Source organism: Cupriavidus campinensis, from assembly GCF_905397395.1.
In the GTDB taxonomy this organism is placed as follows: domain Bacteria; phylum Pseudomonadota; class Gammaproteobacteria; order Burkholderiales; family Burkholderiaceae; genus Cupriavidus; species Cupriavidus campinensis.
In genome coordinates this window covers 147,541-163,922 of the sequence record NZ_CAJPVH010000003.1, presented here as the reverse complement: position 1 = coordinate 163,922, position 16,382 = coordinate 147,541, and the positions used below count along the sequence as shown (strand labels likewise).

The 16,382-nt window shown below is 64.2% G+C and carries 15 protein-coding genes and 1 other RNA gene; 11 read left to right on the top strand and 5 right to left on the bottom strand.

Going from position 1 to position 16,382, the window contains the following annotated elements; translation table 11 throughout:
* Window positions 1-103: 103 nt before the first annotated feature.
* The 4 genes from ssrA to ompA all read right to left on the bottom strand — a co-directional run bounded on the left by ssrA (window position 104) and on the right by ompA (window position 2,729).
* Window positions 104-464, bottom strand: a transfer-messenger RNA (tmRNA) gene (ssrA, locus tag KHO18_RS03515).
* A gap of 54 nt (window positions 465-518) precedes the next feature.
* Window positions 519-1,178: a phosphoglycolate phosphatase gene (gene gph, locus KHO18_RS03510; RefSeq protein WP_144197426.1), complete on the bottom strand. Its 660-nt coding sequence runs from the start codon at window positions 1,176-1,178 to the stop codon at window positions 519-521.
* A gap of 3 nt (window positions 1,179-1,181) precedes the next feature.
* The gene (ubiG, locus tag KHO18_RS03505) at window positions 1,182-1,937 is read right to left on the bottom strand and encodes a bifunctional 2-polyprenyl-6-hydroxyphenol methylase/3-demethylubiquinol 3-O-methyltransferase UbiG (RefSeq protein ID WP_144197427.1); all 756 of its coding nucleotides are present in this window, start codon (window positions 1,935-1,937) and stop codon (window positions 1,182-1,184) included.
* 135 nt (window positions 1,938-2,072) lie between these two features.
* On the bottom strand, window positions 2,073-2,729 hold the full coding sequence (ompA, locus tag KHO18_RS03500; protein ID WP_144197428.1) for an outer membrane protein OmpA: 657 nt from the start codon (window positions 2,727-2,729) through the stop codon (window positions 2,073-2,075).
* A gap of 447 nt (window positions 2,730-3,176) precedes the next feature.
* Between ompA and gyrA the strand changes: the two genes are divergently transcribed.
* The 7 genes from gyrA to aroA all read left to right on the top strand — a co-directional run bounded on the left by gyrA (window position 3,177) and on the right by aroA (window position 12,506).
* Window positions 3,177-5,927: a DNA gyrase subunit A gene (gyrA, locus tag KHO18_RS03495; protein ID WP_211942777.1), complete on the top strand. Its 2,751-nt coding sequence runs from the start codon at window positions 3,177-3,179 to the stop codon at window positions 5,925-5,927.
* Window positions 5,928-6,008: 81 nt separating this feature from the next.
* Window positions 6,009-6,578, top strand: coding sequence for a DUF2059 domain-containing protein (locus tag KHO18_RS03490; protein WP_144197430.1), 570 nt, complete (start codon window positions 6,009-6,011; stop codon window positions 6,576-6,578).
* A 116-nt stretch (window positions 6,579-6,694) separates the two neighbouring features.
* Entirely contained in the window at window positions 6,695-7,858 is a 1,164-nt protein-coding gene (serC, locus tag KHO18_RS03485; protein ID WP_144197431.1) for a 3-phosphoserine/phosphohydroxythreonine transaminase, read from the top strand.
* 57 nt (window positions 7,859-7,915) lie between these two features.
* Window positions 7,916-9,064 (top strand): prephenate dehydratase, encoded by a 1,149-nt coding sequence (pheA, locus tag KHO18_RS03480; RefSeq protein WP_144197432.1) that lies wholly within the window; start codon window positions 7,916-7,918, stop codon window positions 9,062-9,064.
* A 16-nt stretch (window positions 9,065-9,080) separates the two neighbouring features.
* Window positions 9,081-10,226 carry a histidinol-phosphate transaminase gene (gene hisC / locus KHO18_RS03475; protein WP_144197433.1) on the top strand — a complete coding sequence of 382 codons (1,146 nt, stop codon included), beginning with the start codon at window positions 9,081-9,083 and terminating at the stop codon, window positions 10,224-10,226.
* A gap of 48 nt (window positions 10,227-10,274) precedes the next feature.
* Window positions 10,275-11,171, top strand: coding sequence for a prephenate dehydrogenase (locus KHO18_RS03470; protein ID WP_144197434.1), 897 nt, complete (start codon window positions 10,275-10,277; stop codon window positions 11,169-11,171).
* Window positions 11,172-11,192: 21 nt separating this feature from the next.
* Complete coding sequence (aroA, locus tag KHO18_RS03465; protein ID WP_144197435.1) at window positions 11,193-12,506, top strand: 3-phosphoshikimate 1-carboxyvinyltransferase; 1,314 nt, start codon at window positions 11,193-11,195, stop codon at window positions 12,504-12,506.
* Between the two features lie 13 nt (window positions 12,507-12,519).
* Here aroA and KHO18_RS03460 read toward each other — a convergent pair whose 3' ends face one another.
* Window positions 12,520-12,750, bottom strand: a complete 231-nt coding sequence (locus tag KHO18_RS03460) for a DUF2061 domain-containing protein (RefSeq protein WP_144197436.1) — start codon at window positions 12,748-12,750, stop codon at window positions 12,520-12,522.
* Between the two features lie 168 nt (window positions 12,751-12,918).
* Here KHO18_RS03460 and cmk point away from each other — a divergent pair, with 168 nt between their 5' ends.
* The 4 genes from cmk to KHO18_RS03440 all read left to right on the top strand — a co-directional run bounded on the left by cmk (window position 12,919) and on the right by KHO18_RS03440 (window position 16,382).
* Complete coding sequence (cmk, locus tag KHO18_RS03455) at window positions 12,919-13,581, top strand: (d)CMP kinase (RefSeq protein ID WP_211942776.1); 663 nt, start codon at window positions 12,919-12,921, stop codon at window positions 13,579-13,581.
* A 40-nt stretch (window positions 13,582-13,621) separates the two neighbouring features.
* A complete protein-coding gene (gene rpsA, locus KHO18_RS03450; protein WP_280527750.1) occupies window positions 13,622-15,409 on the top strand; it encodes a 30S ribosomal protein S1 in 1,788 nt (595 codons plus the stop codon).
* 30 nt (window positions 15,410-15,439) lie between these two features.
* Window positions 15,440-15,847 (top strand): integration host factor subunit beta, encoded by a 408-nt coding sequence (locus KHO18_RS03445; RefSeq protein ID WP_144197439.1) that lies wholly within the window; start codon window positions 15,440-15,442, stop codon window positions 15,845-15,847.
* Window positions 15,848-16,058: 211 nt separating this feature from the next.
* On the top strand, window positions 16,059-16,382 hold the full coding sequence (locus tag KHO18_RS03440; protein ID WP_092298428.1) for a lipopolysaccharide assembly protein LapA domain-containing protein: 324 nt from the start codon (window positions 16,059-16,061) through the stop codon (window positions 16,380-16,382).

The window sequence follows — 16,382 nt, the reverse complement described above, 5'->3', positions numbered from 1 at the left end:
ACGGATTTTGGGTCGGCAGAAAAGAAAAAACCCCGTCATCGATTGACGGGGTTTTCGCTTGTCCGGCGTTTCCTGAAGAAAAAGGAATGTCGGACGGTAATACTGGTGGAGCCGGCGGGAATCGAACCCGCGTCCGCAAGCCCTCCACAGAGAGTTCTACATACTTAGTTCTGTCATTTGATTTAACCGCCGCATCGCGGACGAACACGCTCTACGACGGCGAGTCACTAGGTTTTCGTCCTCGGGCCCGTGACACTCCCGAAGCTTATCTGACGTAAATGACCTCGCCAGTTCTTGCGAACCCTAGCCCGTCAGCGAGCCAGTGCGAGGACGGCTAGCCCTTAGGCTGCCAGTGCGTAACGTTCGTCGTTAGCAGTTATTGCATTCCCATTGATTAACGAGGTGACGGGTCCTCGGTATGCCCTCCACTGCTTCGCAACCCACGTCGAAACCAGGTCGGCCCCAGTGTGAAGATGTAGGAGTCGGATTGTACTCGCTTTGGCCGCTGGCCGGGGGCTTCAGTTCCCGAACAGCGCCAGCAGCTCGGCCGGGTGACGGATCAGGTAGTCTGCGCCCCAGGCTTCGGGCGGCTCGCCGTCGCCGCAGTAGCCGTACGCGGCGGTCACCGTGGCCATGCCGGCCGCCTTGCCGGCCTGGATGTCGCGCAGGTCGTCGCCCACGTACAGGCAGCGTGCCGGCGCCACGCCGCTGACCTCGGCCGCGTGCAGCAGCGGGGCGGGGTGGGGCTTGGCATGTGCCGTGGTGTCGCCGCTGACCACGGCCGAGGCGCGGGGCGCGAGGCCGATCGCGGCCACCAGCGGTACCGTGAAGCGGGTGATCTTGTTGGTCACGATGCCCCAGCGGATGCCGGCGGCTTCCAACCGGGCCAGCACGTCGTCCATGCCGTCGAACAGGCGGGTGTGTACCGCGATGTCGGCCTCGTAGTAGTCGAGGAACGTATCGCGCAGGGCGGGGAACTCGGGGTCGTCGGGCGACTTGCCGAACGCCGCGCCGATCAGGCCGCGTGCCCCGTGCGAAGCCACCGGCCGCAGCTTCTCATAGGCCACGGGCGGCAGGCCGTGTTCCACCACGAGCCGGTTGGCGGCTGCGGCCAGGTCGGGGGCCGTGTCGGCGAGCGTGCCGTCGAGATCGAAAAATACCGCGTCGAAAGTGCGCATGGGTCAGCCCGCCGCCTTCGCCGCCGTCTTGCGGAAGGCCATCATGTAATTGACGCCCGTGTCATGGCCGAGCGAGTACGTTTGCGACAACGGGTTGTAGGTCATGCCGCGCATCTCGATCAGGTCCAGCCCGGCCTGGCGCGCGAAGCGGGCCATCTCGGATGGCGTGATGAACTTCTCGTAGTCGTGGGTACCGCGCGGCAGCATGTTCAGCACGTACTCGGCGCCGACGATAGCCAGCAGGTAGGCCTTGAGATTGCGGTTGATCGTCGAGAAGAACACGTAGCCGCCCGGGCGGACCAGCGTGGTGCAGGCGTGCACGATGGAGGCGGGGTCGGGCACGTGCTCGAGCATTTCCATGCAGGTCACCACGTCCACGCTGCCGGGAATGCGCGCGGCGAGGTCTTCGACGGCAATTTCCTCATAAGTGACGGGCACGCCCGACTCCAGGCTGTGCAGGTCTGCCACCTTGAGGGCCTTGGTCGACAGATCGATGCCGCGTACGGTGGCGCCAAGCCGCGCCATGCTTTCGGACAGGATGCCGCCGCCGCAGCCCACGTCGATCACCTGCTTGCCGGGCAGGTGCGCGATGCCGTCGATCCAGCCCAGGCGCAGCGGGTTCAGGTCGTGGAGTGGCTTGAACTCGCTGTTGGGGTCCCACCAGCGGTGGGCCAGCTCGCTGAACTTGTCGATCTCTTTCGGATCGGCGTTGCGGCCGGGGGGGCTGCCAGCAGGGGAGAGGGTGGAGGTTTGCGACATCGTCAAAGGAGTGGGGTCCCCGGCGCACGGCCCGGAACCTGAGTGCGGAGAGAAGCGTCCGGCAACTGTACCAAAAATAGCGGGCAAAAAAAAAGCCCAGCTTGCGCTGGGCTTTCTTCATCGGAGAGGATCCGATTAACGTGCGCTGCGGGTGCCGACCACTTCGACTTCCACGCGGCGGTTCGGCTGCTGGCAGGCGATCTGTGCCGTGCGGTTGCCCTTGCACGACTTCGGATCCACCTTCAGCTGGCGCTTGCCCTTGCCTTCGGTGTACACGCGGTTGGCTTCCACGCCCTTGCTCACCAGGTAAGCCTTGACGGATTCAGCACGACGGATCGACAGGCGATCGTTGTACTTGTCCGAACCGAACGCGTCGGTGTGGCCCACGGCGATGATCACTTCGAGGGTGATGCCTTGCAGCTTCGAGACCAGGTCGTCCAGCTTGGCCTTGCCTTCGGGCTTCAGAACAGCCTTGTCGAAGTCGAACAGGGTGTCAGCTGCGAAAGTGACCTTCTCGCTCGACACAACCGGAGGAGCCACCGGGGTCGGTGCCGGAGCCGGAGCAGCAGCCGGAGCCAGTGCGCCATCGCACAGGGCATTGGCCGTTGCCGGGGTCCAGGAACTGTCGCGCCAGCAGAGCTCGTTCGTGCCATTCTTCCACACGTACTCGCTCGTACCGTTGCCCCAGTTGTCGTTCACAGCCTTCTTTTCATAGGGGACGGACTGGGCTTGAGCGGATGCAGCCATTACTGCGGTAGCTGCAACGAGCGCGAGCTTGGCAAATTTTTTCATATTTCTCCTCTCAGGATGAGATCACCGCAGGGTTACTGCGAGCAAATGGACGAAAACAAGTCATACATTCTTCGGAGTATAACATTCTCGATGTGGTGGATGCTCCACTTCGAACAATGTCTGGCTCTTCGCTGGGGAATTGTGCCACAAGGCTCGTTTCCTAAGAAGTAAATATATTCGATTCAACCCTGGGGTTTTGGGCCTGTGGTGTTTGTGCAACATCACGCTTGCGGTGCCCGCAAACCCTTGTCCCGTATGGCTTGCGGGCGGTAGGCGCCGCGCCGCGGAGGGCGCCGGCGGGCCCGTTTCCGGGCCGTCCGGTGGGCGTCGGGAAGGGGTGGCGCGCGTGGTAGAATGCCATGTTGCCCGTCCCGGACAGGCGCCCCCGCCGGCGCTCCTGGGGCCAGGGTCTCATTCGCTAAAACCCGCCGCATAAACCAAGCCGCAATGGATCAATTCGCCAAAGAAACGCTTCCGGTTTCCCTGGAAGAGGAAATGCGCCGCTCATACCTGGATTACGCGATGAGCGTTATCGTCGGGCGTGCGCTTCCCGACGTCCGGGATGGCCTGAAACCAGTACATCGGCGCGTGCTCTTTGCGATGCATGAGCTGAATAACGACTGGAACCGAGCCTATAAGAAATCGGCCCGTATTGTCGGTGATGTGATCGGTAAGTATCACCCGCACGGCGACACCGCCGTTTATGACACGATCGTCCGCATGGCGCAGAATTTCTCGCTGCGCTACATGCTGGTAGACGGGCAGGGCAACTTCGGCTCGGTCGATGGGGATAACGCGGCAGCCATGCGTTATACGGAAATCCGCCTGTCGAAGATCGCGCATGAAATGCTCCACGATATCGACAAGGAAACTGTCGATTTCGAGCCGAACTACGACGGTTCTGAAAAAGAACCGAGTATTTTGCCGGCGCGTATTCCGAATTTGCTGATCAATGGCTCGTCGGGTATTGCGGTGGGTATGGCCACCAATATCCCCCCGCATAACCTCAATGAGGTGGTGGACGCCTGCCTGCATCTGCTGCGCAATCCCGACGCCACGGTGGATGACCTGATCGAACTGGTGCCGGCGCCCGATTTTCCGACGGCCGGCATTATTTATGGCATCCAGGGCGTGCGAGAAGGCTATCGCACCGGCCGGGGCCGCATCGTCATGCGTGCCCGGACGCACTTCGAGGACATCGACCGCGGCCAGCGCCAGGCGATCATCGTCGACGAACTGCCGTACCAGGTGAACAAGCGGACACTTCTCGAGCGCATCGCCGAGCTGGTGACCGAGAAGAAGGTCGAGGGCATTTCAGACATCCGTGACGAGTCCGACAAGTCGGGCATGCGCGTGGTGGTCGAGCTGAAGCGCAACGAGGTGCCCGAGGTCGTTCTCAACAACCTATATAAGAACACCCAGCTGCAGGACACCTTCGGCATGAACATGGTGGCGCTGGTCGACGGCCAGCCGCGCCTGCTGAACCTGCGTCAGATGCTGGACGCGTTCCTGTCGCACCGGCGCGAGGTGGTCACCCGCCGCACCGTGTTCGAGCTGCGCAAGGCGCGCGAGCGCGGCCATGTGCTGGAAGGCCTGGCGGTGGCGCTGGCGAACATCGACGAGTTCATCGCGATCATCAAGGCCGCGCCGACGCCGCCGGTCGCCAAGCAGGAGCTGATGGCCAAGTCGTGGGACTCGGCCCTCGTGCGCGACATGCTTGCGCGTGCCGAAAGCGACACTGCCGGCGGCCGTGCCTCGTATCGCCCGGATGGCCTGCCCGCCGTGTTCGGCATGCAACCGGATGGCCTGTATCGCCTCTCCGACGGCCAGGCGCAGGAAATCCTGCAAATGCGCCTGCAACGCCTCACGGGCCTGGAGCAGGACAAGATCGTCCAGGAATACCGCGAAGTGATGGCGGTGATCGCAGACCTGCTGGACATCCTGGCGCGTCCGGAGCGTATTACGACCATCATCTCCGACGAACTCGGCGCCATCCGCGCCGAATTCGGCGACGAGCGCCGCTCCACCATCGAACTGAACGCGACCGAACTCGACACCGAGGATCTGATTACGCCGCAGGACATGGTGGTCACGCTCTCGCACAGCGGCTATATGAAGAGTCAGCCGATCTCCGAGTACCGCGCGCAGAAGCGTGGCGGGCGCGGCAAGCTGGCTACGGCCACCAAGGAAGACGACTGGATCGACACGCTGTTCGTGGCCAACACGCACGACTACATCCTGTGCTTCTCCAACCGTGGCCGGCTGTACTGGCTCAAAGTGTACGAAGTGCCGCAGGGGTCGCGCAACTCGCGTGGCCGTCCGATCGTTAACATGTTCCCGCTCGCCGATGGCGAGAAGATCAATGTGATCCTGCCGGTGCGCCAGTTCGACGCCGAGCACTTCATCTTCATGGCCACCGCGCGCGGCACGGTCAAGAAGACCGCGCTGACCGAGTTCTCGAACCCGCGCAAGGCCGGCATCATCGCCGTGGACCTGGACGAGGGCGATTTCCTGATCGGTGCCGCCGTGACCGATGGCCAGCATGACGTGATGCTGTTCTCCGACGCCGGCAAGGCCGTGCGCTTCGACGAGAACGACGTGCGTCCGATGGGCCGTCAGGCTCGTGGCGTACGCGGCATGAATCTCGAGGAAAGCCAGTCGGTCATCGCCATGCTGGTAGCGCCGGCAGAAACTGCGGTGGCGGAATCGGCCGAATCGGCAGCGTCGACCGAAGGCGACGCAGGGTCCGAGGGCGCCGTCGCGGCGGTGGGCAGCGTGCTGACCGCCACCGAGAACGGCTACGGCAAGCGCACGCCGATCTCGGAATACACTCGACATGGCCGCGGCACCAAGGGCATGATTGCGATCCAGACCAGCGAGCGCAATGGCCGCGTGGTGGCCGCCGCGCTGGTATCTCCCGAAGACGAGATCATGCTGATCACGACCGGCGGCGTGCTGATCCGCACCCGTGTGGCCGAGATCCGCGAGATGGGCCGCGCCACGCAGGGCGTGACGCTGATCAACGTGGACGAGGGCACCAAGCTGTCGGGCCTGCAACGGATTGTCGAGACCGATGCCGATAATGGCGCCGGGATCGAGGGTGCCGAGGATGCGGACGCCGATGTGGTGGAAGGTGCCGCTGGCACCGCCGGTGCAGAAGGTGCCGACGGCGCAACCGACGCGGACGCGAATTCGTAATTTGTTGCAACAACAGGACGACGGCCGGAACTCGCCAGACGGCCGTGCGGACTAATCGGACATATTTTCCAGGGAGTCATAATGCTCAAAACCTATCGACGTATTGCTGTTCTGGCTGCTTTTGTCCCGACGATGATGGTGGCCCAGGCCGCCCACGCTCAGGCGCAGGATGCCGACAAGACCGCCGCTATCAAGGAACTGCTCTCCGTCATGCAGGCCGACCAGGCCGTGAAGGGCCAGGCCGAAAACTGGCAGAACGGCGCCAAGCAGGAAGCTCCGCTGGTCCTCGAGCAGGTCCTCGTGGAAAACAAGACGCTGAACGACAAGCAGAAGCAGGCCGCTGTCGACAAGCTGAAGAAGAACGGCGCAGTGCAGCGCATGGTGGATGGCGCCGGCACGGCGTTCAACACCGACGGTTTCCGTCAGGACGCCATCAAGGCCCACTACGACGCGTTCGGCAAGTACTACAGCACCCAGGAAATCAAGGACCTGACCACGTTCCTGAAGTCGCCGACGGGCCAGAAGTTCATGGCCAACCAGGGCAAGGCGACCCAGGAAATCTGGGGTTCGATGATGCAGAAGTACGGCCCGCAGGTTGGCAAGTCGATGCGTGACTCGGCCGAGAAGGAAATCGCCGCCGCTGCGAAGTAAGTGATCCGCAAGGAATCGACGGCCGATCCGGCCGCCGAGCCGCTGCCCTGGCGGCGCGCGTTTGAGGGATAATGGCTGCCTGGTTCAAACCGGCAGCCATTTTTCCTTCTTCCTCCATGAACGATCCCCAGAATCCCGCCCTCGCTGGCCTGCAACGCAACGTGGCCGAGCGCGTGTTCAATTTCTCGCCCGGTCCGGCCGCGCTGCCGACCGAAGTCCTGCAGCAGGCGGCCGAGGAAATGCTGTCGTGGCGTGGCACCGGCGTGTCGGTCATGGAGATGAGCCACCGCAGCCGCGAGTTCGAGGGCATCCACAATGAAGCCCTCGCCGATCTGCGCGAACTGCTCCATGTGCCGAAGAACTTCCGCATCCTGTTCCTGCAGGGCGGGGCGATTGGCGAGAATGGCATCGTGCCGCTGAACCTGGCCAGCCGCGTCAATGCGGCCAAGCCGAAGACCGATTTCGTCGTGACCGGCACGTGGTCGGTCAAGACCGAGCAGGAAGCACGCCGCTATGGCGAGGTCAATATCGCGGCCTCGAGCGCGGATCGTAAATTTACGAAAATTCCGGATGTCGCCAGCTGGAAGCTGTCGGACGACGCGGCCTATGTGCACCTGTGCACGAACGAGACCATCGTCGGCGTGGAATTCCAGGAGATTCCCGACATCGGTCAGACCGGCACGCACGACAAGGGCCGCATCGTGGTGGCCGACGCGTCCAGCCATATCCTGTCGCGCCCGATCGACTGGTCGCGCGTGCAGGTGGTCTACGGCGGCGCGCAGAAGAACATCGGCCCGGCCGGCGTGACCATCGTCATCGTGCGTGAGGACCTGATCGGCTTCGCGCATCCGCTGTGCCCGTCGGCGTTCAACTGGCGCCAGGTGGCCGAGCATGATTCGATGTACAACACGCCGCCCACCTATGCGATCTATATCGCCGGCCTCGTGTTCAAGTGGCTCAAGGCCCAGGGTGGCGTGCCCGGCATCGAGCAGCGCAATATCGCCAAGGCGCGCGCGCTGTACGACTTCCTGGACCAGAGTGACTACTACCGTAACGAGATTGACCCCAGCTGCCGCTCGCGCATGAACGTACCGTTCTTCCTGCGCGATGAATCGCGCAACGAAGCGTTCCTGACCCAGGCGCGCGCGAACGGCCTGGTACAGCTCAAGGGCCACAAGTCCGTGGGCGGCATGCGCGCCAGCATCTATAACGCGATGCCACTGGAAGGCGTGACCGCGCTGATCGACTTCATGCGCGAATTCGAGCGTACTGCCGCCTGACGGCGGGTTTGCACCGATTCTTCCCGGCCGCCCCGGCGCGGCCCACCAGGCTTTGACATGACTAGCGAAGACAAGCGCGCGAACAACGACGCGCCGCCCACAGGGAACCCCGGTCCCAGCGCCCAGGAGCAGGCGCTGTCCGCCGACCTCGCGCCGCTGCGCGGCCAGATCGACGCGGTGGACCGCGAACTGCTGGCGCTGCTGAACCGCCGCGCCCAGCTCGCCCTCGATGTGGGCGAGGTCAAGAAGAAGTACGGCGCGCCCGTGTTTCGCCCCGAACGTGAACTGCAGGTCATCCGCAAGGTGCAGGCCGCCAATCCGGGCCCGCTGCTGGGCGAGAGCGTGGCGTCGATCTGGCGCGAGGTGATGTCCGCCTGCCGTGGGCTGGAAAAGCCGCTCGAGATTGCGTTCCTCGGCCCGGCCGGCACGTTCTCCGAGCAGGCGCTGTACGCCCATTTCGGCCATGAAGTGAGCGGCGTGCCGTGCCCGAGCATCGACGAGGTGTTCCGTGCCGTGGAAGCCGGCACCGTCGAATATGGCGTGGTGCCCGTGGAGAACTCGACCGAGGGCGCGGTGTCGCGCACGCTCGACCTGTTCCTGCAGACCTCGCTGAAGATCAGCGGTGAGATTGCGCTCAAGGTCCATCACAACCTGATGGCTTCCACGCCGGACATGAAGGGCGTGACCGTGGTCCGCGCGCACGCCCAGGCGCTGGCGCAGTGCCAGCACTGGCTCACGGCCAACTATCCGCACCTGGAGCGCCAGGCCGTCTCCAGCAACGCCGAGGCCGCGCGCATGGCGAGCGAAGACCCCACCGTGGCGGCCATCGCCGGCGAGTCGGCGGCCAACCGCTACCACCTGCATCTGGTGCGCACGCATATCCAGGACGATCCGCATAACCGCACGCGGTTTGCCGTGATCGGCCGCTATGAGACCGAGCCGTCGGGCAGCGACCAGACGTCTCTTATCCTGTCGGTACCGAACAAGGCCGGCGCGGTGTACCAACTGCTGGCGCCGCTGGCCGAGAACGGCGTGTCGATGTGCCGGTTCGAATCGCGCCCCGCGCGCAGCGGCGCGTGGGAGTACTACTTCTATGTGGACGTGGAAGGCCACCAGCACGAGCCCGCCGTGGCGCGCGCCCTGGCGGAACTGAAGCGCAACGCCGCGTACTTCAAGGTGCTCGGCTCGTACCCGTCCAGCAAGTAAGGTTCAAGGAGCGAACATGGCAGAACCCGGCCGCGCCACCGACGACGCGCAGAATGCCGCCCACTATTTCGGGCCGTCCTATGTGAGAAAGATCTCGCCGTACATCGCTGGCAAGCCGATTGCCGAGGTGGCGCGTGAGTTCGGGCTCGACGAGGCGCGTATCGTCAAGCTGGCCTCGAATGAGAACCCGCTCGGCATGCCGGCCTCCGCCAGGTCCGCGATTACGGCGGCGATGGATGAGCTGGGCCGCTATCCGGACAGTAACGGTTTCGAGCTGAAGGCGAAGCTTTCGGCGAAGTACGATGTCCCGGCCGAATGGCTGACGCTCGGCAACGGCAGCAACGACATCCTGGAGTTGGCCGCCCATGCGCTGGTGCGGCCGGGCGAGTCGATCGTCTATGCCGAATACTCGTTTGCCGTCTATGCGCTCGCCACGCAGGAAGTCGGCGCGCGCGCCATCGAGGTGAAGGCACGCGATTACGGCCATGATCTCGACGCGATGGCAGCGGCGATTGCGCCCGACACGCGCCTGGTCTTCATCGCCAATCCGAACAACCCCACCGGCACGTTCATTCCGGCGGCCGAGATCGAGGCGTTTCTGGCGAAAGTACCATCCAACGTGGTGGTCGTGCTGGACGAGGCCTATAACGAATATCTCGATGCGGACCAGCAGTACGAGTCCGTGGCGTGGGTGCGCAAGTATCCGAACCTGATGGTCTCGCGCACGTTCTCGAAGGCCTACGGCCTGGCCGGGCTGCGCGTGGGCTACGGCGTGGCCCAGCCGCAATTGACCGATCTGCTGAACCGCGTGCGCCAGCCGTTCAACGTGAACAGCCTGGCCCAGGCTGCCGCCGTGGCGGCGCTTGGCGATGCCGGTTTCCTCGCCCGCAGCGCCACGCTGAACCGCGAAGGCAAGGCGCAGCTGGTGGCCGCGTTCGACCGGCTTGGTCTCCAGCATGTGAAGTCATCCGGCAATTTCGTCATGGTCCGCGTGGGCACCGACGACGGTGCCGGCGCGCGCGTGAACCTGGCGCTGCTGAAGCAGGGCGTGATCGTGCGGCCGGTGGCGAACTACGGCCTGCCGCAGTGGTTGCGCGTGACGATTGGCCTGTCTGAGGAGAACGCCGCGTTCATCGCGGCGCTCGAGCAGGCATTGCAGTGATGAAGATGTCCGATTTTAAGCTTTCTGCCACGCTGGTGGCCTGATACCGTGAGCGCTCTGCATTTTTCCCGGGTTGTGATTGTCGGCGTGGGCCTGATTGGCGGCTCGCTGGCGTTGTCGCTGAAGCGCGCAGGCGTGGTGGGCACCGTGGTGGGCGTGGGACGTTCGGCGGCTTCGCTCGAGAAGGCCAAGTCGCTGGGCGTGATCGACGAGATTGCCTCGCTCGAAGACGCCGCGCGCGGCGCCAGCCTGATCGTGCTGTGCGCGCCGGTCGCCCAGAACTTTGCGCTGTTGCACGCGCTGGAGCCGCACCTGGAGCCGGGCACGATCGTGACGGACGCAGGCAGCACCAAGTCCGACGTGATCATGGCCGCCAAGACCGCCCTGGGCGACAAGGTGGCCCAGTTCGTCCCCGCCCACCCGATTGCCGGCCGCGAGCTGAGCGGCGTGGAGGCGGCGCTGAACGACCTCTACCTCGGCAAGAAGGTAGTGCTGTGCCCGCTGCAGGAGAACGCGCGGACCGACGTGGCCGCCGTGCGCGCGATGTGGGAATCCACGGGCGCCGACTGCCATGTGATGTCCGCGGTACAGCACGACGCCGTGTTCGCGGCGGTGAGCCACCTGCCGCACCTGCTGGCCTTCGCGCTGGTCGCCCAACTGGTCAATGCCGAGGATGCCGCGCTGAAGCTCGATTTTGCCGGCGGCGGGTTCCGCGATTTCACGCGCATTGCGGGCTCCTCGCCCGAGATGTGGCGTGACATCTGCATCGCCAACAAGGAGGCGCTGCTGCGCGAGATCGACACCTATGAAAAGGTGCTCGCGCACCTGAAGACCCAGATCAAGGAAGGCGATGCCGAGGGCCTGGAGCGCGTGTTCACGCGGGCCAGCGGCGCCCGCCAGAAGTGGGGCACCGCGCGTGCGGCTGTCACCAACGTCGAACCCTGAAGCGCTGAATCTGCCCACATCATGGAACATCTGACCCTCGCCCCCCTGACGCGTGCTTCCGGCACGGTGCGGCTGCCCGGCTCGAAGAGCATCTCCAACCGCGTGCTGCTGCTGGCGGCGCTTGCCACCGGCCAGACGCGCGTGCGCGATCTGCTGGACTCGGACGACACCCGCGTCATGCTCGACGCCCTGAAGGTGCTCGGCGTGAGCTGGCAGCGCGATGGCGGCGACTGCATCGTCACCGGCGCGGGTGGCAATTTTGCGAATAAATCGGCCGATCTGTTCATGGGCAACGCCGGCACGGCGATCCGTCCGCTGACCGCGGCGCTGGCCCTGCAGGGTGGCACGTACCGGCTCTCCGGGGTGCCGCGCATGCACGAGCGGCCCATCGGCGATCTGGTCGACGGTCTGCGCCAGGTGGGTGCGTCCGTGGATTACCTCGGCACGGAAGGTTACCCGCCGCTCCAGATCAACCCGGCGCAGATCCGCATCGACGCGCCGATCCGCGTGCGCGGCGATGTATCGAGCCAGTTCCTGACCGCGCTGCTGATGACGCTGCCGATGGCCAGCGCGCCGTCCGGCCGCATCGAGATCGAGGTGGTTGGCGAGCTGATTTCGAAGCCGTATATCGAGATCACCCTGAACCTGCTGGCGCGCTTCGGTATCGACGTGGAGCGGCAGGGCTGGGAGCGCTTCATCCTGCCGGCCGGCGCGCAGTACCGCTCGCCGGGTGAGATCTACGTGGAAGGCGATGCCTCCACGGCATCGTATTTTCTTGCGGCCGGCGCGATTGGCGGCGGACCGGTGCGCGTGGAAGGTGTGGGCTTGTCCAGTATCCAGGGCGACGTGCGCTTTGCCGATGCACTGAACCGGATGGGCGCCAACGTGATGGCTGGCGACAACTGGATCGAGGTACGAGGCACCGAGCGCGACGACGGCCGGCTGAACGGCATCGAGCTCGACTGCAACCACATTCCCGACGCCGCGATGACGCTGGCCGTGGCTGCGCTGTTCGCGGAAGGCACCACTACGCTGACCAATATCGCCAGCTGGCGGGTCAAGGAAACGGACCGGATTGCGGCGATGGCGACCGAGTTGCGCAAGCTCGGCGCCACGGTGGAAGAGGGCGCCGACTACCTGCGTGTGACGCCGCCGGCATCTGTAGCCGACTGGCGCACGCCAGCCGAAGGCATCGGCACCTATGATGATCACCGCATGGCGATGTGCTTCTCGCTGGCGGCATTCGGCCCGCTGCCGGTGCGTATCAACGAACCCGGCTGCGTGGCCAAGACATTCCCGGAATACTTCTCGGTGTTTGCCGGGGTGGCGCGGTAAGGGGTCACTCCGGTCAAATAGTGGCCGTGGCGGGCACCCCGTGTCCGGCGTGCGCGCTGGCGGCGCCGGATGCACTGCGTTCGCGCCGTTCCCAGAACTTGTCGAAGAAGTAGTGGGCCACGGTATTCACGGCCGGCTCGATGAAGGTGATGGCACCGCTGATGGCCAGATTGCCAGTCAGCGCATAGGTCACGCTGAAGGCGATGCCCAGGTGCATGATGCCGAAAGTCAGGGTCTTGGCCATGATAGATTGCCTCGCATTCTTGGAGTTGGCTCGGGGATTCGGGGTGGCTCGCCCGGGCTGTTCTGTGGGGATGGGTGGCGGGGAGGCCGCCCGTGCGAGCCATGGAACAAATAATAATGATTCTTAATTGATTTTCAAAATCAATAGTTTTTAGCGCACCAATAACCAATGACTATGATCGACGTCATCACCATTGATGGCCCCACGGCGTCCGGCAAGGGCACTGTGGCGCACAAGGTGGCCGACGCCCTTGGCTTTCACCTGCTCGACAGCGGCGCCCTCTACCGGCTTGTGGCGCTGGCGAGCGACCGCGCGGACGTGGACCTGCAGGACGTGTCCACCCTTGCAAAGATGGCGGCCCGCCTCGATGTGAAGTTCGGCCCGGACCGGGTCTGGCTGTCCGGCGAGGAGGTGAGCCAGGCCATCCGCGCCGAAGCTATCGGCAACCGGGCCTCGGCCATCGCCGTGCACCAGCCGGTGCGGGATGCGTTGACAGCACTCCAGCGCGGCTTCCGCAAGCTGCCCGGGCTGGTGGCCGACGGCCGCGACATGGGCACGGTGATCTTTCCCGAGGCCCGCCTCAAGGTCTTCCTGACCGCAAGTGTCGAGGCCCGCGCCCGCAGGCGCTATAAACAATTGATTGATAAGGGAATTTCTGCTAATATCGAAGACCTTTTGCGTGACCTCGAGGCGCGCGACGCGCGGGACCGTTCCCGTGCCGCCGCCCCGCTGCGTCCCGCCGAAGACGCGCAACGGCTCGATACCTCCGACATGTCGGTGGATGAAGCCGTGGCGCAGGTGCTGGAGTGGTACGCCGCCGTGCGGCGTTGAACCGGTCCGGCACCGGCTGGAGCCTTGCCCCGGATGACCGGTGCGAGGCGTTCATCAACTAACCCCGCTGCGATGGCAGACTGAGCGCGATTGTCGCGCCGGCCAGCGTACTGCGGACTGCTCACACACGTTTATGTCCGACCTGCAAACTAACGAATCCTTTGCCGCACTGTTCGAGGAATCCGTCGCCCGCTCCAATATGAAGGCTGGCGAAGTGATCTCCGCTGAAGTCGTGCGCATCGACCACAACTTCGTGGTCGTCAACGCCGGCCTCAAGTCCGAGGCATTCGTGCCGGTGGAGGAGTTCCTGAACGACCAGGGCGAACTCGAAGTGCAGGCCGGCGACTATGTCTCCGTGGCCATCGATGCGCTCGAGAACGGCTATGGCGACACGATTCTGTCCCGCGACAAGGCCAAGCGCCTGGCATCGTGGCTGAACCTCGAGAAGGCGCTGGAAGACGGCGAGATCATCTCGGGTACCGTGACCGGCAAGGTCAAGGGCGGCCTGACCGTGATGGTCAATGGCATCCGTGCCTTCCTGCCCGGTTCGCTCGTCGACGTGCGTCCGATCAAGGACACCACGCCGTACGAAGGCAAGACCCTCGAATTCAAGGTTATCAAGCTCGACCGCAAGCGTAACAACGTTGTGCTGTCGCGCCGTGCCGTGGTGGAAGCCACGCTGGGCGAAGAGCGCCAGAAGCTGATGGAAACGCTGAAGGAAGGCGCCATCGTCAACGGTATCGTCAAGAACATCACCGACTACGGCGCGTTCGTGGACCTGGGTGGCATCGACGGCCTGCTGCACATCACCGACCTGGCATGGCGTCGCGTGCGTCATCCGAGCGAAGTGCTGTCGGTTGGCCAGGAAATCACCGCCAAGATCCTCAAGTTCGACCAGGAAAAGAACCGCGTCTCGCTGGGCGTGAAGCAACTGGGCGAAGATCCGTGGGTGGGCATCTCGCGCCGCTACCCGCAAGGCACCCGCCTGTTCGGCAAGGTGACCAACCTGACCGACTACGGCGCGTTCGTCGAGATCGAAGCCGGTATCGAAGGCCTGGTCCACGTGTCCGAAATGGACTGGACCAACAAGAACGTGGCTCCGTCGAAGGTTGTCCAGCTGGGCGACGAAGTGGAAGTCATGGTTCTGGATATCGACGAAGACAAGCGTCGTATCAGCCTGGGCATGAAGCAGTGCAAGGCCAATCCGTGGGACGATTTCAGCCGCAACCACAAGAAGGGCGACAAGCTGACGGGCCAGATCAAGTCGATCACCGACTTCGGCGTGTTCATCGGCCTGCCCGGTGGCATCGATGGCCTGGTGCACCTGTCCGACCTGTCCTGGCAAGAAACCGGCGAAGAGGCCGTGCGCAAGTACAAGAAGGGCGACGAAGTGGAAGCCGTGGTACTGGGCATCGACGTCGACAAGGAACGCATCTCGCTGGGTATCAAGCAACTGTCGGGCGACCCGTTCAACAACTTCATCTCGGCCAACGACAAGGGTTCGCTGGTCAACGGCGTGATCAAGGCCGTTGATGCCAAGGGCGCCGTGGTGCAGCTGGCTGACGACGTGGAAGGCTACCTGCGCGCCTCGGAAATCTCCGCGGACCGCGTGGAAGATGCCCGCAACGTGCTGAAGGAAGGCGAGCAGATCACGGCCCTGGTGGTGAACGTGGACCGCAAGTCGCGCAACATCAACCTGTCGATCAAGGCCAAGGACAACGTGGAACAGCAGGAAGCCATGCAAAAGTTCGCGGCTGACACCGGCACGGCTGGCACGACCAACCTCGGCGCACTGCTGAAGGCCAAGCTCGGCCAGGACAACCAGTAATCGTCAGCGCCCGCGCCCGCGAGACCGCCCATGACCAAGTCCGAGCTCGTCGAAAAACTGGCTGCCCGTTTCCCGCAGTTGTTGCTGCGGGATGCGGACATCTCGGTGAAAACGATTCTCGACGCGATGTCCGAAGCCCTGGCCGATGGCCATCGCATCGAGATTCGCGGCTTCGGCAGCTTTGGTTTGAATCGGCGGCCTCCGCGTGTGGGCCGCAACCCCAAGTCCGGCGAACGCGTGCTGGTGCCCGAAAAGCGGGTGCCGCACTTCAAGGCGGGCAAGGAGTTGCGCGAACGCGTGGACCGCAGCCCGGGGCCGTCGCATCACGGCCAGACCGTGCATCACGGCAATGGCTCGCACGGCGACCACGCCGCGCAGGTATCGGCTCCGGCCGGTACGCTGCACGAGGATGGCCAGCTCAACCTGGTTCGGTCCTGACGCGAACGCGGTGATAATCTGGAAGTCTGTTGGAAAGCGCTCCCTCGGGAGCGCTTTTTTGTTTGGGGTGCCACGGTGCGCCGCGCGACCAAACGTTACCGTTTGCCTGAAGTGATTCCGCTACAATGCCGGGAACCCGTCGCCGGGAGCCATGGCGCACATTACGCGCGTCCATGCTTTCGCTGTCCTGAGTCCCGATGGCCGTCACCGCATGAAACTCATCGCCTGGATTTTCCGCATCGTCCTGTTCGCCCTGCTGTTCGTCCTGGCATTGCGCAACACCGAGGATGCGTCCCTGCAGCTGTTCCTTGGCGCCGTGTGGCATGCGCCGCTGATCCTGATTCTGCTGGCCGCGTTCGGGCTGGGTATCGTCGCGGCGCTGGCCGCGGTGGCGCCGGCACTGATGCGTCAGCGGATGGAGGCCACGCGCCTGCGCCGCGCGCTGGCCCAGGCGCGCGTGCCGATGCCGGCGGACACCGTGCCGCCCGAGGCCAAGCCCGGTGTTCCCTATAACGTAGTCGGCCCGAAAGTCTGA